Genomic DNA, 24,310 nt, shown 5'->3' on the forward strand with positions numbered 1-24,310 from the left:
CAAACATGACACATTTAGTAGATTTACGGAAGAAACCTTACAGCCTTGATGATGAGGCAATTTCTTGGATTGAAGAAACCATTGCTCAGATGACCTTGGATGAAAAAATCGGTCACCTCTTTGTCAATATGGGGAGCCAGCGGACGGAAGACTATCTGACTGGAGTATTAAATGATTATAAGATTGCTGCTGTTCGTTACAATCCTGGCCCTGCTGCAGATATTTGGGAGCAAAACTATATTTTGCAGACCAAGTCTAAGATTCCCCTTTTGATTGCAGCCAATACCGAATCTGGTGGGAATGGCGCCGTTACGGACGGAACGAAAATTGGGGATGAAATCAAGATTGCTGCGACAACCAATCTCCGCTATGCTTATGAAATGGGGAAAGTTGCAGGACTTGAAGCAGCTGCAGTAGGTTGCAATGCCTCCTTTGCACCGATTATGGACCTCAGTCGTAATTGGCGCAATCCTATCATTGCAAACCGAACTTGGGGAGCTAATGTAGACCAAGTCATTGAATTATCCAAAGAATACATGCGTGGCATTATGGAGCATGGCATTGTGCCGTTTGCTAAGCATTTCCCAGGCGATGGTATTGATGAACGTGACCATCATCTCTCTTTTGCTTCGAATCCCATGACCAAGTCTGAATGGATGGAAACATTTGGACGGATTTACGGTGAGATGGCTGAAGCAGGTCTTCCAGGTATCATGGCGGGGCACATTCATTTGCCAAATGTTGAGAAAGAAATGCACCCAGAACGTGAATTGGATGACATGTTACCAGCTTCGCTGAATAAAACCCTCTTGGATGAGTTGCTTCGTGGAGAGTTAGGTTATAATGGAGCCATTGTCACGGATGCCAGTCATATGATCGGTATGACAGCTTCTATGTCCCGTCGTGAGCTATTGCCTACAGCTATTGAGGCAGGATGTGATCTTTTCCTTTTCTTCAACGATCCAGAAGAAGATTTGCAATGGATGAAAGAAGGATTGGAAAATGGTCTGCTTTCTGAGGAACGTCTACATGATGCCCTTCGTCGTACCTTGGGTTTGAAAGCTAAACTCGGTCTTCACTTGTTTGAAGGTCGTCGTCAGGAAATCATGGTTCCAAAAGAAGAAGCGCTGGCTTTGATTGGTAGAGATGAGGCGAAACAGCTTGCAAAAGAAGTAGCTGACAAGGCGATTACCCTGGTAAAAGCCAAACAAGAAGGAATTTTCCCAGTCAATCCAGAACGCTACAAACGTATTTTGTTGGTCGAAGTAGATGGCTATAAGGGTGGTTTTGGTGCCATGATCAATGCTGGCAAGAAGAGAGCAGCTGATACGCTGAAAGAACTATTAGAAGCTCGAGGCCACCAAGTATCTATCTGGGAAAATACAGAAGCACGGATTGCCAAATTGCCAGAAGAAGAAAGACCAGCAGCGATTGCAAATGTCTATGCTTCCAAGCGTCCAATTGCCGAAATCACAGATAACTATGATTTGATTATCAATTTAGTTGATGTCAACTCAGGAGGGACAACTCAGCGGATTATTTGGCCAGCTGCCAAGGGAACACCAGACCAGCCTTTCTATGTTCACGAAATTCCAACCATTGTTGTCTCTGTTCAGCACCCGTTCGCACTTGCAGATATGCCACAGGTTGCAACCTATATCAATGCCTACGATGGCTTGCCTGTCACATTAGAAGCCTTGGTTGCCAAACTAGCAGGAGAGTCAGCCTTTACAGGAGTATCACCTGTTGATGCCTACTGTGGCTTGGTAGATACACAGATTTGGCGCGGAAAATAAGGAGGAAAACATGCCTAGATTAGTTGATTTGCGGAAGAAACCCTATTATTTGAATGAAGAGCAGATTTCTTGGGTGGAAGATACCTTGGATCATCTGACTGATGAAGAAAAAATCGGTCAATTGTTTGTCAATCTATTCTTCTTCGGAGGAGACGCTTTTAGCGGAAATAATCTGAGTAATCAGGAATTGATGAACCGATATCACATAGGTGGTGCTCGTTATATGAATGGCAGTCCAGAACAGGTACAAGGACTGATTAACGAGTTGCAAAGCTATTCAAAAGTACCTCTCTTGGTTGCAGCGAACTGTGACTCAGGTGGAGATGGGGCTGTGAAAGGCGGAACCTATATTTCCTCAGGTGCTCAATCGGAAGCCAGTCGGGATCCTCGTATTCCCTACCTAGTTGGTCTCGTATCTGCGAGAGAGGAGACTGCATTAGGTGTAAATGTCAACTTTGATCCGTGCGTGGACATTGTTCAGAACTGGCGCAATACCATTGTCAATACCAGAGCCTACGGCACAAATGCGGATGATGTTATTGCTTATACCAGTGCCTATCTAGAAGGATTGACTGCTGAAAGAGATGTTATTCAATGTATCAAGCATTTCCCAGGAGATGGTACAGAAGAGCGTGATCAGCACCTAGTCCTCGGTGTCAATGAGCTCTCTCCAGAAGAATGGGACAAGAGCTTTGGTCGTGTCTATCGTCATCATATTGAAGCTGGTGTTGAGATGATTATGGCGGGTCATATTGCCTTGCCATATTACCAACAACGACTCAATCCAACTTTGAAGGACGAAGACATTTTGCCTGCAACACTGGCTCCTGAATTGATTCAAGATTTATTGAAAGAAAAACTGGAATTCAATGGCTTAGTCATAACAGATGCCAGCCACATGTTGGGGATGACAGCAGCCATGCGTCGTGAAGACTACGTACCTGCAGCCATTGCTGCGGGTTGCGATATGTTCTTATTCTTCAATAACTTAGAAGAAGATTTTGAATTTATGCTTAATGGCTACCGCAAGGGAGTGATTACTGAAGAACGCCTTCATGATGCTCTCCGTCGCATTTTAGGTCTGAAAGCCAAACTCAATCTGCATATCAAGCAAGCGGAAGGAACCTTACTAAAATCAGCTGATGAATTGGCTATTATTGGCTGTGAAGAACACTTGGCTTGGCAACGTGAAGCAGCAGATAAAGCAATTACGTTGTTGAAGGATACCCAGAAAAATCTTCCAATTAGTCCAGAAACCCACCGCAGAATCCGTTTGTATTACCTAGAAGGTGAAAAAGAAGGGATTATGGCGGCAAGTACAGAAGTGGTTGATAACCTTAAAGCTGCCCTAGAGGCGCGTGGTTATGAAGTGACCGTCAATGATGGTACGACTCGTATCAAAGGAAAAACGCTGCAATACCGAGAAGAAGTTGATTTAGCCTTGACTGTTGCCAATGTCATTGGATATGGAGCGCAGAATAATTACCGCATCCAGTGGAAAACGGCCATGTCAAATGAGGTTCCTTGGTATGTACATGAAGTTCCAACCGTTTTCGTTTCACTAAACTATACAACTCACCTTCACGATGTTACCATGGTCAAAACTGCTATCAATGCCTACCATCACAATAAAAATACTATCGAATCCCTCCTTAATAAATTAGAAGGAAAAGATGACTTCTATGGTGTGCCAAATGAGAATGTTTGGGCCAATAAATGGCAGGCAAAACTATAAAACTAAACTCCTTTCTACCCTAGATAGAGAGAGTTTTCTAGGAAGATTTCTTGCCAAACTTTCTTCTTTTTGATAGAATATTCTTAATTGAATAGAAGTCTGTGAGACTAGTACACCTATGGAAACTGCCCAGGGAGTTGAGCCGTGACTGCAAGCTCAATCAGTGAAAGTTGGTCGAATTCACTCACACATGGACTTAGAAACAAGGTCTGCCTTGCAGATGAAAACGGATGGTACCGCGTGACAACGCTCCGATACGAGTGGTGTCATGCGTTTTTTTATTGGAGGAATTATGTCAAACATTGAACAACAGTTGGCTGAATTAAGCCAAACGACACTAGAAAAGTTAAAAGAAATCCAGCACCAAGGAGAAAAAGAACTACAAGACCTGCGTGTTGCGGTTTTGGGTAAAAAAGGGTCTTTGACGGACTTGTTGAAAGGCTTGAAAGACCTGTCTAACGACATGAAACCAATCGTTGGTAAACAGGTTAATGAAGTGCGTGATGTGCTGACAGCTGCTTTTGAAGAAACAGCTCAAAAGGTTGCAGCAGCAAAAATCCAACAGCAATTAGCATCTGAAACTATTGATGTGACCCTGCCAGGTCGTCAGGTTAAGGTCGGAAAACGCCATGTATTGACTCAAACTTCTGAAGAAATCGAAGATATTTTCTTGGGCATGGGCTTCCAGATTGTTGATGGTTTTGAAGTGGAAAAAGACTACTACAACTTTGAGCGGATGAATTTGCCTAAAGATCATCCAGCCCGTGATATGCAAGATACCTTCTACATCACAGAAGAAATCCTTATGCGGACCCATACGTCGCCTGTTCAGGCGCGTACCATGGACCAACATGATTTCTCAAAAGGTGCCTTGAAGATGATTTCGCCTGGACGTGTTTTCCGTCGTGATACGGATGATGCGACCCACAGCCACCAGTTCCACCAGATTGAAGGCTTGGTTGTCGGTGAAAATGTATCCATGGGCGATCTCAAAGGTACGCTTGAAATGATTATCAAGAAAATGTTTGGTGAAGAGCGTCAGATTCGCCTGCGTCCATCATACTTCCCATTCACTGAGCCTTCTGTTGAGGTGGATGTTTCCTGCTTCAAGTGTGGTGGTGACGGCTGTAACGTATGTAAGAAAACAGGCTGGATTGAAATCCTCGGTGCCGGAATGGTCCACCCACAAGTATTGGAAATGAGTGGGATTGACTCAACCAAGTACTCTGGATTTGCCTTTGGTCTTGGTCAGGAACGGATTGCCATGCTTCGTTACGGTATCAATGACATCCGTGGTTTCTACCAAGGCGATGTACGATTCTCGGAGCAGTTTTGATGTGAGACCTGTTTCTGATACTGAAAGTATCTAGAAACAGGACGGTAGCCGCTCTAGTGGCCTACCTACTCCCCTCACTAGTTTTCTTGTTGAAAAAGTATCGTTTTCAACAAGAAACCGTCGTAACTCCGCACGAGTAAGTGAAGGGGAATCGCTATTGAGCGACTTTCCTAGTAATCCGATACAGTTATTAGCTTGTTGTTTGAGAGAAACGGTAACCGCGCTAGCGGCCTACCTAGTCCACTTAGATAATGAAAGGCAATGAGATGAAGATTGATCCTATACGTTTAGAAGAGGTTTCCGTTTTGCAGGAGCTGGCCAAGCAGACCTTTGCTGAAACCTTTGCTCATGACAATGATCCAGAGGAGTTGGAAGCATTCTTCGAGGAGGCTTATTCCGTGGAGGTTTTGACAAGGGAGTTGTCTGATCCCAATTGCCAGCATTATTTTTTAAGGGTTGATGAACAGGTAGTTGGTTATCTCAAGTTCAACCAAGGTTCTGCCCAGACGGAGCAGGAGTTGGAAAATGCCTTTGAGATCCAGCGTATCTATCTCTTGCAGGCTTTTCAAGGCCGCGGTCTTGGGAAGGTCTTGTTTGAATTTGCTTTGGAAAAAGCAGAGCAGTCTAGTTGTGACTGGGTCTGGCTGGGAGTTTGGGAACATAATTACAAGGCTCAGCAATTCTATGCAAAATACGGTTTTGAAAAATTTGGCCAGCATGAATTTGCGGTCGGTGATAAGATTGATGTGGATTGGCTACTGAAACGGCCTTTGCACCAGAAAGGATAATATGTTAGTAAGTTATAAATGGTTAAAAGAACTGGTTGACTTTGATGCGACAAGTCATGACTTGTCTGAAAAAATGTCAACAACAGGAATTGAAGTAGAAGGGGTTGAGCAAAAGAGTGCTGGCCTTTCTAAGTTGGTTGTCGGGCAGGTTGTGTCTGCTGAGCCAATTCCAGATACCCACCTCAATATCTGTCAGGTCAATGTGGGTGAGGAAATCACGCAAATCGTTTGCGGTGCTCCAAATGTTAAGCCAGGCATCAAGGTGATCGTCGCTCTGCCAGGTGCGCGTATCGCTGGCAACTACAAGATCAAGAAAGGCAAAATTCGCGGCGTTGAGTCTTTGGGTATGCTCTGCTCATTGAGCGAAATCGGTGTGTCCGACTCTGTGGTGCCAAAGGTCTATGCGGACGGTATCTACCACCTGCCAGAAGATGCAGTCGTGGGTGAGCCAATCTTTTCATACCTGGACCTGGACGACGAGATTATCGAGCTGTCCATCACACCAAACCGTGCCGACGCTCTCTCTATGCGTGGCGTGGCTCACGAAGTGGCAGCTATCTATGACAGCAAGGTCAACTTCAAGCCTGTTGTCTTGGAAGAAAGCGACAAGAAGGCCAGCGATGTGATTGAAGTGGCTATTGAGTCAGACAAGGTGACTGCCTACACGGCCCGTGTCATTGAAAATGTGACCATCGCACCAAGCCCACAGTGGTTACAAAATCTGCTCATGAACGCAGGTATTCGCCCGCTTAACAACGTGGTTGACATCACCAACTATATCTTGCTCTACTTCGGTCAGCCAATGCACGCCTTTGACTTTGACAAGTTTGATGGCAAGAAAATCGTGGCTCGTCAGGCAAAAGAGGGTGAAAACTTGGTGACCCTTGACGGTGAAGAGCGTGACTTGATTGCCGATGATATCGTCATTTCCGTTGCGAACAAGGCAGTTGCCCTCGGTGGTGTCATGGGCGGTGCCAACACAGAGATTGACAACAACTCTAAGACCGTTGTGCTGGAAGCTGCCCTTTTTGACGGCAAGTCTATCCGCAAGACCTCAGGTCGCCTCAACCTTCGCTCTGAGTCCTCTTCTCGCTTTGAAAAAGGCATCAACGTGGCAACTTTGACGGAAGCTATGGACACAGCAGCTGCTATGATTGCGGAACTGGCTGGCGGTCAGGTCTTGTCTGGCATCGTTTCTGCGGGCAGCGTGGATACCTCGGATGTCCCAGTCACAGCAACCATTGATTACGTTAACCGCTCGCTTGGGACCAACCTCGACTATGCCCAAATCGCAGACATTTTCCGTCGTTTAGGTATGGAAACAACTGGCGATGCAAGTCAGTTCACAGTAGCAGTACCGCGTCGTCGTTGGGACATTCGCATTCCAGCAGACTTGGTAGAGGAAATCGCTCGTATTTATGGTTACAATAATCTGCCGACCACTCTTCCGAAAGAGGATGGAACAGCAGGTGAGTTAACCCTGACCCAGAGCATCCGTCGCCAAGTGCGTAGCCTGGCAGAAGGTGCAGGCCTGACAGAAATCATTTCTTATGCTTTGACAACGCCTGAGAAGGCTGTGGAGTTTGCGGCTCGTCCAACCACAGTCACCGAACTCATGTGGCCAATGACTGTTGACCGCTCTGCCCTTCGTCAGAACATGGTGTCTGGTATGCTGGAAACAGTGGCCTACAACGTGGCTCGTAAGAACAAGAACTTGGCTCTCTACGAAATCGGTAAAATCTTTGAACAGTCTGGCAATCCAAAAGAAGACCTGCCGCAAGAAATTAATAAGTTTGCCCTTGTTTTGACTGGTTTGGTGGTTGAGAAAGACTTCCAGACACCAGCTGTACCAGTTGATTTCTTCCATGCTAAAGGTATCTTGGAAGCTATCTTTGCTCATTACAAGGTGGCTGTTGACTTTGTGGCGACTAGTGAGATTGCTGCTCTGCATCCAGGTCGTACAGCTGAAATCCATTTGAATGGGGCGGTTATCGGCTTTGTCGGTCAGGTACACCCTCAAACGGCTAAGGACTACGGTATTCCTGAAACCTATGTGGCTGAAATCAATCTGGATGCGATTGAAGAAGCTCTCCAGCCAGCTCAGCCATTTACCGAAATCTCCAAATTCCCAGCGGTTAGCCGTGATATTGCCCTGCTCTTGAGCAGTGATGTCAAACATCAGGATGTCCTGGATGCCATTGCGGCTGCGGGCGTGAAACGCTTGACCAAGGTGACCCTCTTTGACGTCTATGCTGGCAGCAATATTGAGGCTGGTAAGAAGTCTATGGCTTATAACCTGACCTTCCAGAATCCTGCGGATAGCCTGACAGATGAGGAAGTGGCTAAGTATATGGAGAAAATTAGTAAGTCGCTCGAAGCGCTTGGTGCTGAAATTCGTTAACATGTAAATCTTGTGAAATCCTAGTCAGCGGGCTAGGATTTTTTGGAGGGAAGTATGAACACTCAAGATATTCAAGAAAAATTTTTCCGAGATGGAAAGTTGCTTGTCATTCCGAAGAAATTAAAAAGTAAGCAGGTCTTGTTTGCCTATTTACAAGAAGAGTTAGCTAAGAAAGGCTTAGCATTCACCGAAAAAGAGGTTAATGCCTTTCTAGCTGAAGTCTATGATGATTATGCTATATTGAGACGCTACCTGGTGGACTACGGCTACTTGTCGCGCGACCAATATGGTTTGGAATACAGAATAGAAGAAAAGAGATGATTGCGGTCATCTCTTTTGTCTTACAAAATAAAGGGTTCAATCTTCAACTCTATCTGGTTGCCATACTTGGCTAGTAAATCGTCTGCCAGGGGATGATAGAGTGTTCGTAGTTGTTCAATCTTGTCAGGGAATTGCTTGCCGATGTAGTCAAACTTGCACTCGATGGTTAAGAAAAGTTGGTGGAAGAGTTCGTTAATCTCATTCAAGCGGGCAATCATTTCTTCGTCTTCTTTGAGAAAATCAGGGATTTCTGAGCGATTGTTGACAAAACCGTCGATGAGTTTTACGGGGAAAGAGCCGTATTCTAGGACAAATTCGTACATGGGTTTCTCCTTGCCTTACTATTGATAGGACTATTGTAGCATAGATTAGAATATGACAAAAGAATTTCAACTTTATTGTAGTTTAAGTTTTGTTTAATTTTATTTTCAGTTTCATTTAAAGCTAGGTCGGTAAACTATATCTTGTAAACAAGACAGGGACCTGTCAAAATTTAGGATAGAAGAGGCACAATAATGAAAACAAGAATCGTACAAAAGCAGTTTAAGCGTAAAGAGACTAAATATATCGTTGATAAAAAAACTTTTGAACTTTTAGAAAAGGAACTTCGTCAGTACATGATGGCAGATGAGTTTGCGACATCAACGATTACCAATATCTACTTTGATAATGAAGATTTTGATATGATTAAAGATTCACTTGCCAAAAAGAATGGACGTGAGAAAATTCGGATGCGTGTCTACGATTCTAAACCTTCTGAATCAAGTCAAGCTTTTCTTGAAATCAAGAAAAAAGAAAATAAAATTGGCTATAAATACCGTTTAACCTCAAACCCTGTTTCTGTAACAAACTATATCGAAAATGGAGTGATTGATTCCACAATCAAGGATGATAAGGTAACCTCAGAACTCGAAATGTTGAGAGAACGCTATGGTACTATTAAGCCGAAGATGTATATCTACTACGATCGCGTATCCTATAAAGGAATCGAAGACAAAAAAGTTCGTCTCACAATCGATAAGAACTTACTTTATCGAGACTACGATGTGGATGCAATGGAAGGTAAATTTGGTAAGAACCTATTAGACCCAACCAAAGTAATCATGGAAGTAAAGGTTCCAGAAGAACGACCAGACTGGTTGGTAGCTCTTCTCGAAAAATACCAAATCGAAAAACAATCATTTTCAAAATATGGCAATGCCTATAAGCTTGCCCACAACATCACTGGAGAGGAAGTAAGCAAACATGCAGCTGTTTAATAGTATCTTTTCAACGGCCAATAGCAATATTACCTTAGCGCAAATGTCCATGGTTTTTGGAGTTAGTCTATCCATGGGGGTACTCTTAGCGGCTGTTTATAAATATAAATCTAATTATACAAAGGAATTTGTCATCACACTAAGTTTAATGCCAGCTTTGATTGCTGTTATCATTGCATTAGTTAATGGTAACTTAGGAGCGGGAGTTGCGGTAGCAGGGACCTTTAGTCTTATTAAATTCCGCTCAGCAGCAGGTTCTTCGAAGGAAATGCTTGCAGTCCTCTTAGCGATGGCTATCGGTCTAGCGACAGGAATGGGCTTCCTAGGTTTGGCTGTCTTTATGACGGTCATCCTATCTGCTTGTATTTTGATTTTTGAAAATATCAGTTTTGCCCAAGTCAATCAAAATCGTCGACATCTCTTGGTAACAGTGCCAATGAATTTTGACTACGACCAATTTTTTGAAAATCAATTTGGTAAATCTTGCAAGCAAGCCGACTTGATTTCCCTCAAGTACAAGAAGAAAAAAGAAGCACTGATCTTAGAATATCAAGTTCTCCTTGATAAGAAGATTACAGACAAACGTTTGGTAGATACGGTATTATCAGCCGGTCCCTTGGATGTCGTATTGAACAAGCAAATGCCGAAGAAGAAGTATTTGTAATATCAAAGAAGCCCTGGATTTCCAAGGCTTTTTCGTTTTTTATTAGCTTATTCTTCATAAAAATCAACGCTATAATCAAGCAGTTTGTCCCCATCATAGCGGAAGCAAGCGGAAAAAAATGGTTTGTCCTCTAATAGCCATTCTTGAAAGTGTCTGTCCCCTTCCCAGGTTGGTTTGGAGAGCACTTGATCATAAGGAACCCATTCTAAATCGCCTTCGTTGCAGTCAATAAGACTTCCTTCAAAACCGGTAATCTTAAAGATATAGGTGTACCAGTCTGTGTTTGGAGTAAAGTCTGGGAAGGTTATCACTCCTTTTAGAGCATGCATCGTTACAGTAAGCCCAGTTTCCTCAAATACTTCTCGAATAGCGCAAGCCTGTGGTGTTTCACCAGGTTCCAGTTTGCCACCAACTCCAATCCATTTACCTTGATGGACGTCGTTTTCTTTCTTGTTTCGATGAAGGAGAAGAAATTCCTTACCATTATCAATGTAGCAAATCGTAGCCAGTTGGACAGGTTTCTTGGTCATAGTAGCTCCTTGTAGTTAGTTTGTTCCTATTATATCACAAAGGTGAGAGTGTCTGGCATTCTGAACGGGGACAGTTTGTTGTTTAGAATGTTGAAAGCCCTTTTCTGAATACAGTTTTTAGGGTATAATAAGAACATCAAACTATTTAGGATGTACTATGTCAAAACAAGAACAAATCGAACAAACCATTTATCAATTATTGGAATTACTAGGTGAAGACCCTAACCGTGAGGGCTTGCTGGATACGCCAAAACGTGTAGCTAAGATGTATTTAGAAATGTTTAACGGCTTAGAAGAAGATCCCAAAGACCAATTTACAGCTGTCTTTTCAGAAGGTCATGAAGAGGTTGTTTTGGTCAAGGATATTCCTTTTCATTCTATGTGTGAACACCATTTGGTACCCTTTTATGGCATTGCCCATGTAGCTTATATTCCGAGTAAGGGGCGTGTGACAGGTCTTAGCAAATTGGCGCGTGCAGTGGAGGTAGCAAGTCGTCGCCCTCAATTGCAGGAGCGTTTAACTCATCAAGTTGCTCATGCACTTCAAGATGCCCTTGAACCAGAAGGCGTTTTTGTCATGGTCGAAGCAGAGCATATGTGCATGAGTATGCGTGGTATTCGCAAGCCAGGTAGTAAGACAGTGACCACAGTTGCCCTTGGAAAATACAAGGAAGATGCCATCTTGCGCCGTGAACTCTTGTCCATGATTCACAATAAATAGGAGGTCCTATGTCCATTCAAGACTTAACGAATCAAGTGACTATTATGGGAATTCTCAATGTGACCCCAGATTCATTTTCAGATGGTGGTCACTATAATGAGGTGGAGTCTGCTTTGGTACAAGTAGAAAAGTTGTTGGCTGAGGGTGCTACTGTCATTGATGTTGGTGGTGAGTCCACTCGTCCAGGTGCAACATTTGTGTCTGAAGAAGACGAGATTGCTCGCGTGGTTCCGATTATCCGCGCTATCAAAGAAAACTATGACTGTCTTGTCAGCGTCGATACCTATAAAACAGGAACTGCACGTGCAGCCTTGGAAGCAGGCGCAGATATTTTAAATGATGTCTGGGCAGGACTTTATGATGGAGATATGTTAGCCCTGGCTGCGGAATACAAGGTACCAATTATTCTCATGCACAACCAGAAAGAAGAAAGCTATGCGGATGTTGTTGGAGAGGTCAGAAACTTTCTAACAGAGCGGGCTCAGGCTGCTCTGGATGCTGGTATAGCTGCAGACAAGATTTGGTTAGACCCAGGATTTGGCTTTTCAAAGAATGTCCAATATAATCTAGATCTCATACAAGGTTTGGAACAGATTACTGCCCTTGGTTATCCCGTTCTATTTGGAATATCTCGTAAGCGCGTGGTGGATTATCTGCTTGGGGGCAATAGCTTACCGACTGACCGCGATCAAGCAACGGCAGCCTTGTCTGCCTGGGCAGTCCAAAAAGGCTGTAAAATGGTCCGTGTTCACAATGTCGCTGCCAATCGTGACATCGTTAAAGTTTGGGACCAATTGACTTCTGGAGGTCAACATGGATAAGATTTCTCTCAATAAATGTCGCTTTTACGGCTACCATGGTGCCTTCAAAGAAGAACAAGTTCTTGGTCAAATTTTCACAGTTGACTGTGATTTGTTTGTTGACCTGACAGCAGCTTCACAAACTGACAATTTAGAAGACACCGTTCACTATGGTATGGTTTTTGAAACTATCAAGGCGGTTGTGGAAGGTAAGCCCTATCGCCTGATCGAAAAGGTAGCAGGTGTTATTTGTCAGGAGATTTTTGAACAATTTCCAATGGTAGAAAAGATTCGCTTGGCCATTTACAAGGAAAATCCGCCCATTGCTGGACACTATGATTCTGTCGGAATTGAATTGGAGCGTGAACGACCATGAAGCATCTAGCCTATCTCAGTATCGGAGGGAACATGGGCAATCGGCAAGCCTATTTACAGGCAGCCCTAGACAAATTAGCCAGTCATCCAGGTTGCCAGCTTGGCTTAGTTTCCAACATTTATGAAACTCCAGCTTGGGGCAAGACCGACCAGGCTGATTTCCTCAATCTAGCCTGTCAAGTGTATACTGATTTGTCTGCTCAAGATTTTCTAAGCGTTTGCCAGAACATCGAACAAGAGTTGGACCGAGTACGGATTGAAAAATGGGGCCAACGCACCATTGATTTGGATATTATTTTTTGGGATGAGGAGAAGATTCAAGAAGAGGATCTGATTGTTCCCCATCCTTATGCACATGAGAGGGCATTTGTTCTTTTGCCGTTGGCTGACATTTCTAGAGATTTTTGCCATCCTATCCTTGGTCAAAAAGTAGAAGAGTTAGTAAGCAATTTAGGAGATACATCAAACATCAAGAAAATCTCCCTTGACTAAGATGGGAAAATAAGGAGAACTATGGAAATTTTAACAATTATAGGAGTTTTACTGGCCGTTGTGGCCATTATTTATTGGACTACAAAGAATCTACATGTAATTGTTGCAGCGCCATTGGCTAGTTTGATCATCATCTTGACCAATCGGATGAATATTTTAGAAGTTATGCTAGGCAAAGAACAGTCCTATATGGCGGGATTAGCTGTTTTTTTGATTAATAACTTTGCTATCTTTATGTTAGGATCGATTTTGGCTCGTTATATGGAAGCGAGTGGAGCTACCCAGACGATTGCCAATAGTATTTTGAAAGTAATGGGAAAGGATAGTCCCTATAAGGGCTTGTTAGCTATCACTTTGATTGCTTCCATTCTGACCTATGGCGGTGTGAGTATTTTTGTAGTTATTTTTACCTTGCTTCCCCTTTCACGCCCCCTCTTTAAAGAGTTGAATATCAACTGGGCACTTTTTCCGATTCCTGTCTTTTTGGGAGCAGGTACCTATACGATGACAACTCTTCCTGGGGCACCTTCCATCCAGAATGTCATTCCGACAAAAGTTTTGGGAACTAGCTTGACCGCGGCACCCGTTATCAGTTTGGCAGCCAGCTTGACGCTATTAGTATTTGGCCTGCTCTACATGGCCTACTGCCTCAAGAAAAGTCTAGCAAATGGAGAGACGTATACAGAAGAAGAGGATGAAACTGCAGTAGTGGTAGCTGATAAGACACCAAATCTATTTTTATCAGTCTTGCCTCTATTCAGTCTTATTGGGACGATTTTCCTAATGAGTAAAACTCCGAATGTCCTGGCAATTGGATTGTTGGTCTCTATCCTTCTATCAGCCTTGATTTTTTATCCATATCTGCCAAATCAAAAAGAAATTTTGAATGCTGCGACAACAGCATCTATAGTGCCTGCTTTTGCAACTTCTAGTACAGTAGCATTTGGGACGGTGTTAACCTTGTCAGCGGGTTTTGCTGTCATTCAAGAATGGATTCAACAAATACCAGGATCGCCGCTGATTAGTTTATCTGTTTCGACAGCATTGGTTAGTGGTATTATCGGTTCCTCTTCTGGTGCAGTAGGTATTGCTTCAAGTAATTTCCTTCCCGCCTATTTAGAAAGGGGGATTAATCCAGAGTTGCTGCATCGTGTAGTAGTTGTTGCATCAGCTATCTTGACAGTTGTGCCTCAGTCTGGCGTGATGATTACCTTCCACAATCTTTCGAAATTAAGTATGAAACGTGGACTCAAGTATTCATTTATCCTAGTGACAGTTGGGCATTTGTTAGCCTTACTTGTGATTTTACTGTTGGCGCCTTTGCTATATTAGGATTGATTAATAAACAAATAAAAGCCCTGCCAAATGGCGGGGCTTTTATGCACGAATAACAAGAAGTGGCTTAAGACCAAAACTTCTCTGCAATTTCTTGGCCTTGTTTAATTTTTGCCCACTGTTGCGGGATAGCCAATTCATTACCTGAATCACATGAAGCGAATCCACATTGATGCGACAAGTAGAGACGCTCTTTTGGAATAATCTTGCTTGCTTCCTCGAGTAATTTGTAAACACGTTCTTCATCATCCAAATCAGAAGTTTTACTTGAAAGTAGACCAAGAACGACTTCGACATTCTTGTCACGCAAGCTTTCCAAAGCTTTTAAATCACCTGCACGTTCATCATCCCACTCAAGGAAGAATCGATCGTATTTTTGGTCACGCAGGAATTTTTCAGCAATAGCTTCGTAAGTTCCGCCAGCTGCAGAGCGGCTTTCATAGTTACCACGGCAGTTGTGCGTCCAGACGGTCAAGCCAATTTCATGTCCGTAATCAATAACAGCATTATTGATAGCAACAAACTCGTCAGCCAAGGCAGCCAATGCTTCAGAATCGTCTTGTGGCAAGAAAGGTACAGGGTTAGCAGGGTCGAATAATTCCCAAAGGCAGTCATCAAATTGAACGATTTGTCCACCAGCTTCCTTGTACTGGTCTAAAAATTCCTTATAGGCAGCGATGAGCCCGGCTTTTAATTCATCACGAGTCTTGTAGACCTGATTTGGTCCGACTTGTCCATTGAAAATTGTCAATTCATTAAAGGCATGGGCTGGACCGAAAATAGTTTGTTTGGTTACAGTTTCTCCTGCTAATTCTTTCACTTGTTTGAAAATATCAATGAAATGGTGATTTTTTGCAGAAAGTGGAGCAGTAATACGCAATCCAATATCCTTACGTGTTTCAAAAATCTGTCCATCATGGTCTTTAAATGGATAACCATGCTCAGCAATGTAACGCTCGATACCGTCGAAGCCCCAGAGAAAATCTAGGTGCCACATTGAACGACCAAATTCTCCATCTGTTACAATATCCAAACCGTTTTCTTTTTGTTCTGCAACAATTTTTTGGATGAGTGAAGCTTCAGTTTCTTTGTAACCATCGAAGTCATCATAGAATGGGTATTTGATGTCTTCACGAGCTTCGATTTGTCGTTTAAATTCTCCTAAGTTTGCTGGTCGAAGAAGTGAACCGACTAATTGGAATCTTGAAGTTGTCATATGTGTGTCTCTCTTTCGTTTTAGTGATGAACCTATTCTAACTCATAAGCTATCATTTGAAAAATAGTTATTTTCATGGCAAATCCATAGTTAAAAACTATAACTAGAAAAAATAGACGGAAATAACTTTCTATCATTTGTCAACTATGGTATAATCGAAAGTGCTGAAATCCGAACATTAGGAGACTTAGGAGAAAAATGAAAAAACAATCACCCTTTATAATTGCAGGAATCGTCATGCTAGGGGTCGTGATGCGTGCCCCCTTTACAGCTTTACCTGCTATTTTGACAGATGTGGCAGCAGGACTGGGAGTAGAAGTGAGTTCATTAGGAATTTTAACCTCTATTCCGCTCATCATGTTTGCTCTCTGTTCATCCTTAGCACCTCGTCTTGCGGCTAAGTTTGGCATGGAAAAACTAATGGCCCTAGTCTTACTGGTTATGGTGCTGGGTTCAGGAATGCGAGTTCTCAACTTACCAGCCCTTTACATTGGTACAATGCTTGTTGGTGCTACAATAGCATTTATTAATGTTTTGCTACCAAGTTTGGTTGCGGCTAATTTTCCAAAGAAAATTGGTCTGTATACGACGATTTATATCACTCTCATGGGGGTGGCGGCAACAGTTGCATCTATGATTGCTGTTCCAATTGTATCCTCTAGTTCTTGGGAATTTTTTATTCTATTAATTACAGGATTGGTGTTTATGGCTTTCCTAATCTGGTTGCCTAATGTAAGAAATAACCATCGATTTGCAAGTGAGAACCAAGGAAACCAGAAATCATCTATCTGGAAAAATAAAGCAGCGATTGCCTTTTTGATATTTGGTGGGCTACAATCAGTCCTCTACTATACAGAGATTACCTGGTTGCCAACTATTTCTCAATCAGTTGGCTTTAGTAAGGCAGAAGCAGGTCTAATGGCTGGCCTCTTCAATATGACAGCTATTCCCATGTCTATGATTATCCCAGCTGTTCTTTCCCGTCAGACAAAAGAAATGCGTCGAAATATCATGCTGGCTATTTCATCTGTTACCTTGCTTGGTTTGGTCATGATGGCATTGATTCCGACCAATCTCATTCTTTGGTCAGCGCTTCACATTATTTTAAGTTTTTCAAATGCAGCCCTCTTCCCTTATATGATGTTGAGCTTTACTTTGAAAACAAGCAACAGCCAGGCTACTGCCCAGTTATCAGGAATGGTGCAGACAGGTGGCTATCTCATTGCAGCATTTGGACCAGGCCTTCTCGGTTATAGCTATCCAATCTTCGGAAACTGGATGCCATTGATTCTGGCTCTGGCTATCGTCACACTTGCCATAATGTGGACTATTGTTCTCATTGAAAGAGAAGATATTATCTTATAAAGTATAATCCCTTAAGAAGGCTGGCATTTTTCTGTGAAAATGGCAGAGCTTCTAAGGGATTTTTTTTTTCAAACAAAAAAAGCTAGACATTTGCCAGCTTTTTAATGTGCCACACGGCGACGTGCAGCTTTTTTACGATTTTCCTCAATGAAGGCTTCTTTCTTTTCTTCTGGTTCAATGATTGTTTTGTGAACAGTGAAGACTGCGCCTGCTGCAAGAGCAACTGTAGAAAGAACACCTGTTAAGAAACCTTTACCAAAACCTTTAGCCATAGTTATTTCTCCTTTACTTGTGTTATAATAGATTTTAGCGAAAAAACAAAATATTTTCAAGGAAAAAGATGAAAACTAAAGTTATTGTGGTCATAGGACCGACTGCGGTAGGAAAAACTGCCCTTGGCATAGACTTGGCCCAGCGCTACAATGGAGAAATTATTAGCGGTGATAGCCAGCAAGTCTATCGCAAACTGGATATCGGTACGGCAAAAGCTAGTCCTGAAGAGCAGGCTGCTGCGGTTCATCACTTGATTGATGTCCGAGATGTGACCGATGGCTATTCGGCTTATGAATTTGTAGCGGAAGCCAAGGCCTTAATTGCAGACATTACTAGTCGTGGAAAGTTGCCCATTATCGTTGGAGGTACGGGACTTTACATCCAAAGTCTGTTAGAAGGCTACCACCTGGGCGGTCAAGTTGACCAGGAGCAAGTTCTTGCTTATCGGGCGGAACTCGACTGCTTGTCTGACGAGGATTTGGAAACAATGGCAGAGCAGGCAGGTTTGATGGTCGAGGGAAACAGCCGACGGAGAATCATTCGTGGGTTGGAGTTGAAAAAATTTGGCGAAAACTTAGAAAATACAGAGTCAGGATATAAGCCACTTTACATCTGCCTGACGGATGACAGACAGGTTCTTTACGACCGCATCAATCAGCGAGTGGATAAGATGATGGCGGCGGGCTTGCTAGAAGAAGTCAGCTGGCTCTATCAAGAACATCCCCAAGCCCAAGCTGCTATGGGGATTGGCTACAAGGAGTTTTTCCCTTATTTTGCAGGTGAGCTTTCGCTAGAAGAAGCAATTGATAAGGTCAAGCAAAATAGCCGCCGCTTTGCCAAACGCCAATTGACTTGGTTCAGAAATCGCATGCAGGTTCCCTTTTATTCAGTAGGCGAGCCAGATTACAAGTCGCAGATTTTCACTGCCGTGGAGGAATTTTTAAATGATTGAAACGCAGAAAGAACAAGAACGCGCCCTCCTGGTTGGAGTGGAACTACAGCAGACAGATAATTTTGACATGTCCATGGAGGAGTTGGCAAGCCTTGCTAAGACAGCTGGCGCTCTGGTCAAGGGAGTTTATACCCAGAAACGAGAAAAATACGACAGCAAGACCTTTGTCGGCTCAGGGAAACTAGAAGAAATTGCCCAGATGGTCGAAGCTGATGAGATTGATACCGTCATTGTCAATAACCGACTGACACCCCGTCAGAATGTCAATTTGGAGGAAATTCTGGGGGTTAAAGTCATCGACCGTATGCAGCTGATTTTGGATATTTTTGCCATGCGGGCACGAAGCCACGAGGGCAAGTTACAGGTCCACCTAGCCCAGCTCAAGTACATGTTACCACGCTTGGTTGGTCAGGGCATCATGCTTAGCCGTCAGGCAGGTGGTATCGGCTCTCGTGGACCAGGTGAAAGCCAGTTGGAGCTCAACCGTCGAAGCATCCGCAACCAGATTCATGACATCGAACGCCAACTCAAAACAGTGGAGAAAAATCGGGCGACTGTCCGTGAACGCCGCCTGCAATCAGGTGTCTTCAAGATTGGTTTGATTGGCTACACCAACGCTGGCAAGTCAACGATTATGAATGCCATGACCGACAAGCGACAATACGAGGCAGACGAACTCTTTGCCACACTTGATGCCACGACCAAGCAGATAAACTTGGCTGACAAGTTCAACGTGACCTTGACCGATACGGTTGGTTTCATTCAGGACCTGCCGACCGAGTTGATTTCCGCCTTCAAGTCCACCTTGGAGGAGTCCATGAACGTGGACCTCTTACTCCATGTCATCGATGCTTCTGACCCTAATCATAGTGAGCAGGAGCAGGTAGTCTTGGACATTCTAAAGGACCTGGATATGCTGGACATTCCTCGCCTGGCCCTTTACAACAAGTTGGACAAGACCGATGACAGCTTTACACCCAGTCAGTTTCCTCATGTCATGCTGTCCGCTAAGGATGAAAATGCCAAAGGCCATATACAGATGATGGTCTTGGCCAAGATAAAGACCATGTTTGAACGATTTGAGGTCAGGGTGCCACTTGCTGAAGCCTACAAATTGCACGATTTAGCAACTCTTGCACTGATTGAAAATCGAACCTATGAAGAGGATGTGGAAGTGGTATCAGGCTATATCGCTTCCAGCAATAAATGGAAGTTGGAAGAATTTTATGACGGATTATCTTGATTTGGCAATGAAATACGGTGGCTTTACCAGTCTGGACAAGGTCTATCTGGCGAATAAATTAGCTGATTTGACTGACCAACAAAAACTAGATTTTATCACGCCACCGCCTTCGGTTATCAATGCCTATTTTGCGGAAATCTACCAGAAACAAGGGGCAGAAGAGGCGACGGACTATTATCTGACTTTATCCCAGCAGCTGAGCCTTTTTCAAAAAGAACCCAGCTTTGCTGAAGACAAGCCCTTTGTCCGCCTGAATTTATCTGGTAAGTCCTTCGGATTTGCCTATGTGTCGGCGGACGGTCTGGCCCAGGTTTTTTCGGAAGGTGTAGAGGAAGTGACTGATAGCTTGCTCTTTGAAATCGCCCAAGTCTTTCCCCACTATGTCGTCTTTGTGGAGGAGGGCAAGATTTTCATGAAAGTCAATCCCTTTGAGGAAGCCGAGTTAGAGGAAGTTGAAACAGACTACCTTTTGACCCAAGTGGCGACAGCGAAAGGTTTGGTCAAGATTTCAGGCTTTAATCAGGAAGAAGTGCTGGAAGTGGCGGACGGCTATGCTGGTCAGCATTACTATGTCTGGTCGGGTCGCTCTGCAATTTTATATATAAAACATTAGAAAGTAAACAATGCAAATTCAATTTTTAGGTACGGGGGCTGGTCAGCCCTCCAAGGCTCGAAATGTATCCAGTTTGGCCTTGAAACTCTTGGATGAAATCAATCAGGTTTGGCTATTTGACTGTGGCGAAGGAACTCAAAATCAAATTTTAGAAACGACTATCCGTCCACGTAAGGTCGCAAAAATCTTTATCACTCACCTGCACGGAGACCATATTTTTGGACTGCCAGGTTTTTTGTCTAGCCGTTCTTTCCAGTCTAGTGAGGAGCAGACGGATATTGATATTTACGGTCCTGTGGGCATCCGTTCTTTTGTCTTAGCAAGTCTGAAAGTATCAGGGACACGTCTACCTTATCGCATTCATTTTCATGAGTTTGATGTGGATACAGTCGGTCAGGTCCTAGAAACGGACAAATTTACGGTATTCGCTGAAAAACTGGACCATACCATTCCTTGTGTCGGCTATCGTGTCATCCAGAAAGATTTGGAAGGGACCTTGGATGCAGAGGCTCTGCGCGCGGCGGGTGTACCATTTGGTCCTCTCTTTGGGCAAATAAAAAATGGTCAAAATGTAATGCTAGAAGATGGGACTGAAATTATCGCGAGTGACTATATTTCTCCTCCTCGGCCTGGTAAGGTGGTGACCATTCTTGGTGATACGCGCAAGTGCCATGCTAGTGTCCGTCTGGCTGTCAACGCTGATGTGCTGGTGCATGAGGCGACTTACGGAAAAGGCGATGAGAAAATTGCTCGCAAGCATGGGCATTCGACCAATATGGAGGCTGCTCAGGTTGCCAAGGATGCTGGTGTCAAGCAGCTCCTGCTCAATCATATCAGTCCACGATTTTTATCCAAGGATATTAGTCAATTACGGAAAGATGCAAGTACTATTTTCGAGCAGGTTCATATTGTCAAGGATTTAGAGGAAATTGAGCTATGAGAACCATTCTAATCACAGGTGCCTCTGGTGGCTTGGTACAGGAAATGGTGCCATTGCTGAAAGATGATTTTTTGATTTTACTAGGTCGTGATGTGGCAAAAATTGAGCAGTTCTATGCTTACCATGAAAAAAAGGCTGTCTTTGATGTAGACATCCGAGATGAAATAGCTCTGACAGCATTTTTTGATGAACTGGATAGTCAGTTTGGTCAGATTGATATTTTAGTTAATAATGCTGGCTATGCCATTTATGATGATTTTGAGAATTTTTCCAGCCAGCAGGTGCAGGCTATGTTTGACATCAATACTTTTGCTCTGATGACCATGTGCCGTTTAGTAGGTAAACGGATGAAGGCCAGACGGAGCGGGCAGATGATCAATATTATTTCCATGTCAGGCTTGATTGCATCAAGCAAGTCATCGGTTTATTCGGCAACCAAGTTTGCAGCTATGGGTTTTTCCAATACCATTCGCTTGGAATTAGCCCAGTATGGTGTGACAGTTACAACTGTTAACCCAGGTCCAATCGCAACCAGCTTTTTCGACCAAGCAGATCCAGATGGTACTTATCAAGAAAGTGTCAAGGCTTTCTTGCTGCAACCAGACTATGTTGCCAAGAAGATTGTTTCAGCTATGGGGACGAAGAAACGAGACATCAATCTGCCTTGGTCACTAGCAGCTGCTCATAAGCTATATACTCTTTTTCCGAGACTGGCTGATTATCTGGCCAGTACGGTCTTTAATTTGAAATAAAGAAAAGTGAACACATAATATGACCTAGATGGATTAATGCCATTCTAGGTTTTTTTGATCTAATCGGTTGACATTTTTTGACTACAAGTGTAAACTATAATTGTAAATCGATTACAAATGTAGACAGAAATGGGAGTTATCTTATAAATAGGAGTTATCTTATGAACCATTCAAAAGAAAATAAGCAGGAACACCAACATATGATGCATTCTGAGGAAGTTGGTCAGACCAGCCATCATTCTCATCAGCAGGAGCATCCTCATGAAGAGGGGGTTCACGCCAATCATTATTCTGACCATCACGTCCATCACGACCATCATCATGTAGGGGGCTCTGACGTCAGTCATCATTCTCATCATACTCATGATGCTCATCAGCATCACCAAGGGCATGACCATGACATGATGGAGCATGGTGGGCACATGATGCACATGGGGGATATGAATACAAAACTCAAAGTCGCAGTGGCAGTCACGTTTCCCCTACTTGCCATTTCTCCAATTGCAGGTTTCACTCATTTACGTTTTCCGGGTGTTGAACTTGTCCAGCTGATATTAGGTTCTATTATCTTCTTCTACTCAGGAACACCTTTCTTTAACGGAGCTAGAGGGGAGTTGCAAGCTAAAAAACCTGCAATGATGACCCTGATTTCCATGGGGATTATTGTTTCCTATCTTTACTCCGTTTATGCAACAATTTTAGCGCTATTGGGACAAGAAAGCATGAACTTTTGGTTTGAGTTGTCTACGCTGATTGTCATTATGCTGATTGGGCATATCATTGAGATGAAGGCGGTTATGGGAGCAGGCGATGCCCTGAAAGACTTGGCCTCTCTCATTCCGAAAAAAGCCCATCTCAAGGATGGGACAGATGTTGCGGTAGAGGACTTGCAGATTGGGGATTTCCTCTTAGTCAAGGAAAATGAAAAAATTCCGGCTGACGGTAAGATTTTGAGTGTTGCTCATATTGATGAATCCATGATTACTGGGGAATCTCGAGCTGTCAAAAAAGAGGCGGGGGATAGGGTATTCGGTGGTTCGCTCAATCAAAACATGCCCTTTGAAATGGAAGTGACCAGTCTTGGTAAGGATAGCTTTTTGGCGCAGGTGACCGAAATGGTCCGTCAAGCGCAAAACCAGAAATCCAAGCTTGAAAATATGGCTGACCGCGTAGCCTCTTGGCTCTTCTATGCAGCTTTAATTGTGGGGATTTTGGCCTTTATTTATTGGACCATGACGGCTAATCTTGCCTTTGCCTTGATGATGGCAGTTTCTGTTTTTGTCATTGCCTGTCCGCATGCCCTTGGTCTAGCCATTCCCCTTGTTGTGGCGCGATTGACCACGATTTCTTCAAAAAATGGTCTTTTGGTTCAGAACCGAACAGCTCTTGAACAGGTTAACCAGATTCGGTTTGCCTTGATGGATAAGACCGGAACCTTGACCGACGGAAAATTTCAAGTTCGCCACAGCCAAGATTTGGTTGAGGGAGCGGATGCGCTGGCCAAAATGGCAGCATTAGAAGTTCTTTCAACCCACCCAATTGCCCTTTCGATTGTGGAGGCGGCAGGTCCACTTTTCTATCAAGCAGAACGGGTTGAGAATATCCCTGGTAGTGGGATTCGAGGCGTCTTGGATGGAAGGATTTATGAAATTATTTCCTACAAAGGTCTGCAGGAAATAGGTTTGTCAGTGGATCAGGACGTGATTGCTCCCTATCTTGATTTGGGTCTAACCTTGAGTTTTTTGGTGACTGATCATGTGGTCTTGGGATTTGTAGCCTTGGGCGACCAGATAAAAGAAGATGCTAAAGATTTTGTAGCAGGCTTGAAAGCGCAGGGTATTAGTCCTGTGATGTTAACGGGTGACAATCCAGCTACCGCACAAAAAGTAGCCATTCAGTTGGGCATAGAGGATTACCGAGCTGAACTTAAACCAGAGGATAAGGCAAAACTGGTCAAGGACTATCAGGCGCGTGGGGCAGTTCTTTTCATCGGCGATGGGGTCAATGATTCGCCTGCTCTAGCGACGGCAGATTTAGGCTTTGCCATTGGCGCAGGAACTTCTGTTGCCATCCACTCTGCAGATGTGGTCTTGGTTCAATCCAATCCATCAGCAGTCTTGGATATGTTGAGCATTGCCAAGACAACCATCCGCAAAATGAGGCAAAATCTCTGGTTTGGGGCAGGATACAACATCATTGCCATTCCTTTAGCTGCTGGAATCCTTTATCCAAGCATGGGCATTATGGTGGATCCTTTATTGGCGGCCGTGCTCATGAGTCTATCGACGGTTATTGTCGCTATCAATGCTATGGGTTTACGTTACGGTAAACCGTAGAAATTTTGACAGATAATATATATAAGTAAAACACCGGTCATGTCGGTGTTTTATGATGTAGGAGATA

The 24,310-nt window shown here is 43.6% G+C and carries 24 protein-coding genes; 20 read left to right on the forward strand and 4 right to left on the reverse strand.

The genetic code is table 11. From position 1 onward, the window contains the following. Positions 1–5 precede the first annotated feature (5 nt). From NOL38_RS00400 to NOL38_RS00425, 6 genes are all read left to right on the forward strand, one after another. Positions 6–1,796, forward strand: coding sequence for a glycoside hydrolase family 3 protein (locus tag NOL38_RS00400; protein ID WP_277941073.1), 1,791 nt, complete (start codon positions 6–8; stop codon positions 1,794–1,796). Between the two features lie 10 nt (positions 1,797–1,806). After that, entirely contained in the window at positions 1,807–3,531 is a 1,725-nt protein-coding gene (locus NOL38_RS00405) for a glycoside hydrolase family 3 protein (RefSeq protein ID WP_277941074.1), read from the forward strand. Between the two features lie 292 nt (positions 3,532–3,823). Then, positions 3,824–4,867 (forward strand): phenylalanine--tRNA ligase subunit alpha, encoded by a 1,044-nt coding sequence (gene pheS / locus NOL38_RS00410; RefSeq protein ID WP_002939760.1) that lies wholly within the window; start codon positions 3,824–3,826, stop codon positions 4,865–4,867. A gap of 266 nt (positions 4,868–5,133) precedes the next feature. After that, positions 5,134–5,655, forward strand: coding sequence for a GNAT family N-acetyltransferase (locus NOL38_RS00415; RefSeq protein ID WP_105206552.1), 522 nt, complete (start codon positions 5,134–5,136; stop codon positions 5,653–5,655). 1 nt (position 5,656) lies between these two features. Next, positions 5,657–8,056, forward strand: a complete 2,400-nt coding sequence (gene pheT, locus NOL38_RS00420) for a phenylalanine--tRNA ligase subunit beta (RefSeq protein WP_277941075.1) — start codon at positions 5,657–5,659, stop codon at positions 8,054–8,056. A gap of 54 nt (positions 8,057–8,110) precedes the next feature. Further along, positions 8,111–8,377, forward strand: coding sequence for a DUF2087 domain-containing protein (locus NOL38_RS00425; RefSeq protein ID WP_277941076.1), 267 nt, complete (start codon positions 8,111–8,113; stop codon positions 8,375–8,377). A 20-nt stretch (positions 8,378–8,397) separates the two neighbouring features. Here NOL38_RS00425 and NOL38_RS00430 read toward each other — a convergent pair whose 3' ends face one another. Next, positions 8,398–8,700 carry a hypothetical protein gene (locus NOL38_RS00430; protein ID WP_023369992.1) on the reverse strand — a complete coding sequence of 101 codons (303 nt, stop codon included), beginning with the start codon at positions 8,698–8,700 and terminating at the stop codon, positions 8,398–8,400. 192 nt (positions 8,701–8,892) lie between these two features. Between NOL38_RS00430 and NOL38_RS00435 the strand changes: the two genes are divergently transcribed. Continuing rightward, positions 8,893–9,636: a polyphosphate polymerase domain-containing protein gene (locus NOL38_RS00435; RefSeq protein WP_277941077.1), complete on the forward strand. Its 744-nt coding sequence runs from the start codon at positions 8,893–8,895 to the stop codon at positions 9,634–9,636. Continuing rightward, complete coding sequence (locus tag NOL38_RS00440; protein WP_024403147.1) at positions 9,623–10,300, forward strand: DUF4956 domain-containing protein; 678 nt, start codon at positions 9,623–9,625, stop codon at positions 10,298–10,300. Before NOL38_RS00435 ends, NOL38_RS00440 begins: the two co-directional genes overlap by 14 nt. Positions 10,301–10,347: 47 nt before the next feature. Here the strand turns inward: NOL38_RS00440 and NOL38_RS00445 are convergent, their stop codons facing one another. Then, entirely contained in the window at positions 10,348–10,830 is a 483-nt protein-coding gene (locus NOL38_RS00445; protein ID WP_277941078.1) for an NUDIX hydrolase, read from the reverse strand. Positions 10,831–10,987: 157 nt separating this feature from the next. Between NOL38_RS00445 and folE the strand changes: the two genes are divergently transcribed. Genes folE through NOL38_RS00470 form a run of 5 tightly spaced genes read left to right on the forward strand, consistent with a single transcriptional unit; the run spans position 10,988 to position 14,550 of the window. Continuing rightward, positions 10,988–11,551: a GTP cyclohydrolase I FolE gene (gene folE, locus NOL38_RS00450; protein ID WP_002938082.1), complete on the forward strand. Its 564-nt coding sequence runs from the start codon at positions 10,988–10,990 to the stop codon at positions 11,549–11,551. 8 nt (positions 11,552–11,559) lie between these two features. Next, positions 11,560–12,372: a dihydropteroate synthase gene (gene folP, locus NOL38_RS00455; protein WP_277941079.1), complete on the forward strand. Its 813-nt coding sequence runs from the start codon at positions 11,560–11,562 to the stop codon at positions 12,370–12,372. Then, entirely contained in the window at positions 12,365–12,727 is a 363-nt protein-coding gene (folB, locus tag NOL38_RS00460; protein ID WP_277941080.1) for a dihydroneopterin aldolase, read from the forward strand. Before folP ends, folB begins: the two co-directional genes overlap by 8 nt. Then, entirely contained in the window at positions 12,724–13,218 is a 495-nt protein-coding gene (folK, locus tag NOL38_RS00465) for a 2-amino-4-hydroxy-6-hydroxymethyldihydropteridine diphosphokinase (RefSeq protein ID WP_277941081.1), read from the forward strand. The genes folB and folK overlap by 4 nt, the downstream gene beginning before the upstream one ends. Positions 13,219–13,239: 21 nt before the next feature. Continuing rightward, positions 13,240–14,550, forward strand: coding sequence for a GntP family permease (locus NOL38_RS00470; protein WP_172017602.1), 1,311 nt, complete (start codon positions 13,240–13,242; stop codon positions 14,548–14,550). Between the two features lie 70 nt (positions 14,551–14,620). Here the strand turns inward: NOL38_RS00470 and NOL38_RS00475 are convergent, their stop codons facing one another. Further along, positions 14,621–15,769, reverse strand: coding sequence for a cobalamin-independent methionine synthase II family protein (locus tag NOL38_RS00475; protein ID WP_014637706.1), 1,149 nt, complete (start codon positions 15,767–15,769; stop codon positions 14,621–14,623). Between the two features lie 198 nt (positions 15,770–15,967). Between NOL38_RS00475 and NOL38_RS00480 the strand changes: the two genes are divergently transcribed. After that, positions 15,968–17,134, forward strand: coding sequence for an MFS transporter (locus tag NOL38_RS00480; RefSeq protein WP_277941082.1), 1,167 nt, complete (start codon positions 15,968–15,970; stop codon positions 17,132–17,134). 101 nt (positions 17,135–17,235) lie between these two features. On the opposite strand, the gene NOL38_RS00485 is transcribed toward NOL38_RS00480, so the two are convergent. Continuing rightward, a complete protein-coding gene (locus NOL38_RS00485) occupies positions 17,236–17,406 on the reverse strand; it encodes a DUF3042 family protein (protein ID WP_002941416.1) in 171 nt (56 codons plus the stop codon). A gap of 68 nt (positions 17,407–17,474) precedes the next feature. On the opposite strand from NOL38_RS00485, the gene miaA reads away from it, so the two are divergent. The 6 genes from miaA to NOL38_RS00515 all read left to right on the forward strand — a co-directional run bounded on the left by miaA (position 17,475) and on the right by NOL38_RS00515 (position 24,243). Further along, positions 17,475–18,359, forward strand: a complete 885-nt coding sequence (miaA, locus tag NOL38_RS00490) for a tRNA (adenosine(37)-N6)-dimethylallyltransferase MiaA (protein WP_277941083.1) — start codon at positions 17,475–17,477, stop codon at positions 18,357–18,359. Continuing rightward, positions 18,352–19,602, forward strand: coding sequence for a GTPase HflX (gene hflX / locus NOL38_RS00495; protein WP_044670531.1), 1,251 nt, complete (start codon positions 18,352–18,354; stop codon positions 19,600–19,602). The genes miaA and hflX overlap by 8 nt, the downstream gene beginning before the upstream one ends. Continuing rightward, positions 19,586–20,215: a cystathionine beta-lyase gene (locus NOL38_RS00500; RefSeq protein ID WP_277941084.1), complete on the forward strand. Its 630-nt coding sequence runs from the start codon at positions 19,586–19,588 to the stop codon at positions 20,213–20,215. The genes hflX and NOL38_RS00500 overlap by 17 nt, the downstream gene beginning before the upstream one ends. A gap of 10 nt (positions 20,216–20,225) precedes the next feature. Next, positions 20,226–21,155: a ribonuclease Z gene (gene rnz, locus NOL38_RS00505; RefSeq protein ID WP_172003032.1), complete on the forward strand. Its 930-nt coding sequence runs from the start codon at positions 20,226–20,228 to the stop codon at positions 21,153–21,155. Then, a complete protein-coding gene (locus tag NOL38_RS00510) occupies positions 21,152–21,907 on the forward strand; it encodes an SDR family NAD(P)-dependent oxidoreductase (protein WP_277941085.1) in 756 nt (251 codons plus the stop codon). Before rnz ends, NOL38_RS00510 begins: the two co-directional genes overlap by 4 nt. 161 nt (positions 21,908–22,068) lie before the next feature. Next, positions 22,069–24,243, forward strand: a complete 2,175-nt coding sequence (locus NOL38_RS00515; RefSeq protein WP_277941086.1) for a copper-translocating P-type ATPase — start codon at positions 22,069–22,071, stop codon at positions 24,241–24,243. The last annotated feature ends 67 nt before the right edge of the window (positions 24,244–24,310 follow it).

Origin of the sequence: Streptococcus suis (assembly GCF_029616525.1) — a bacterium.
GTDB classification, from domain to species: Bacteria; Bacillota; Bacilli; order Lactobacillales; family Streptococcaceae; genus Streptococcus; species Streptococcus suis_AF.

Coding starts and splice junctions, on each gene's coding strand:
- NOL38_RS00400 (WP_277941073.1), top strand. CDS start 6: ATGACACATTTAGTAGATTTACGGAAGAAACCTTACAGCCTTGATGAT.
- NOL38_RS00405 (WP_277941074.1), top strand. CDS start 1,807: ATGCCTAGATTAGTTGATTTGCGGAAGAAACCCTATTATTTGAATGAA.
- pheS (WP_002939760.1), top strand. CDS start 3,824: ATGTCAAACATTGAACAACAGTTGGCTGAATTAAGCCAAACGACACTA.
- NOL38_RS00415 (WP_105206552.1), top strand. CDS start 5,134: ATGAAGATTGATCCTATACGTTTAGAAGAGGTTTCCGTTTTGCAGGAG.
- pheT (WP_277941075.1), top strand. CDS start 5,657: ATGTTAGTAAGTTATAAATGGTTAAAAGAACTGGTTGACTTTGATGCG.
- NOL38_RS00425 (WP_277941076.1), top strand. CDS start 8,111: ATGAACACTCAAGATATTCAAGAAAAATTTTTCCGAGATGGAAAGTTG.
- NOL38_RS00430 (WP_023369992.1), bottom strand. CDS start 8,700: ATGTACGAATTTGTCCTAGAATACGGCTCTTTCCCCGTAAAACTCATC.
- NOL38_RS00435 (WP_277941077.1), top strand. CDS start 8,893: ATGAAAACAAGAATCGTACAAAAGCAGTTTAAGCGTAAAGAGACTAAA.
- NOL38_RS00440 (WP_024403147.1), top strand. CDS start 9,623: ATGCAGCTGTTTAATAGTATCTTTTCAACGGCCAATAGCAATATTACC.
- NOL38_RS00445 (WP_277941078.1), bottom strand. CDS start 10,830: ATGACCAAGAAACCTGTCCAACTGGCTACGATTTGCTACATTGATAAT.
- folE (WP_002938082.1), top strand. CDS start 10,988: ATGTCAAAACAAGAACAAATCGAACAAACCATTTATCAATTATTGGAA.
- folP (WP_277941079.1), top strand. CDS start 11,560: ATGTCCATTCAAGACTTAACGAATCAAGTGACTATTATGGGAATTCTC.
- folB (WP_277941080.1), top strand. CDS start 12,365: ATGGATAAGATTTCTCTCAATAAATGTCGCTTTTACGGCTACCATGGT.
- folK (WP_277941081.1), top strand. CDS start 12,724: ATGAAGCATCTAGCCTATCTCAGTATCGGAGGGAACATGGGCAATCGG.
- NOL38_RS00470 (WP_172017602.1), top strand. CDS start 13,240: ATGGAAATTTTAACAATTATAGGAGTTTTACTGGCCGTTGTGGCCATT.
- NOL38_RS00475 (WP_014637706.1), bottom strand. CDS start 15,769: ATGACAACTTCAAGATTCCAATTAGTCGGTTCACTTCTTCGACCAGCA.
- NOL38_RS00480 (WP_277941082.1), top strand. CDS start 15,968: ATGAAAAAACAATCACCCTTTATAATTGCAGGAATCGTCATGCTAGGG.
- NOL38_RS00485 (WP_002941416.1), bottom strand. CDS start 17,406: ATGGCTAAAGGTTTTGGTAAAGGTTTCTTAACAGGTGTTCTTTCTACA.
- miaA (WP_277941083.1), top strand. CDS start 17,475: ATGAAAACTAAAGTTATTGTGGTCATAGGACCGACTGCGGTAGGAAAA.
- hflX (WP_044670531.1), top strand. CDS start 18,352: ATGATTGAAACGCAGAAAGAACAAGAACGCGCCCTCCTGGTTGGAGTG.
- NOL38_RS00500 (WP_277941084.1), top strand. CDS start 19,586: ATGACGGATTATCTTGATTTGGCAATGAAATACGGTGGCTTTACCAGT.
- rnz (WP_172003032.1), top strand. CDS start 20,226: ATGCAAATTCAATTTTTAGGTACGGGGGCTGGTCAGCCCTCCAAGGCT.
- NOL38_RS00510 (WP_277941085.1), top strand. CDS start 21,152: ATGAGAACCATTCTAATCACAGGTGCCTCTGGTGGCTTGGTACAGGAA.
- NOL38_RS00515 (WP_277941086.1), top strand. CDS start 22,069: ATGAACCATTCAAAAGAAAATAAGCAGGAACACCAACATATGATGCAT.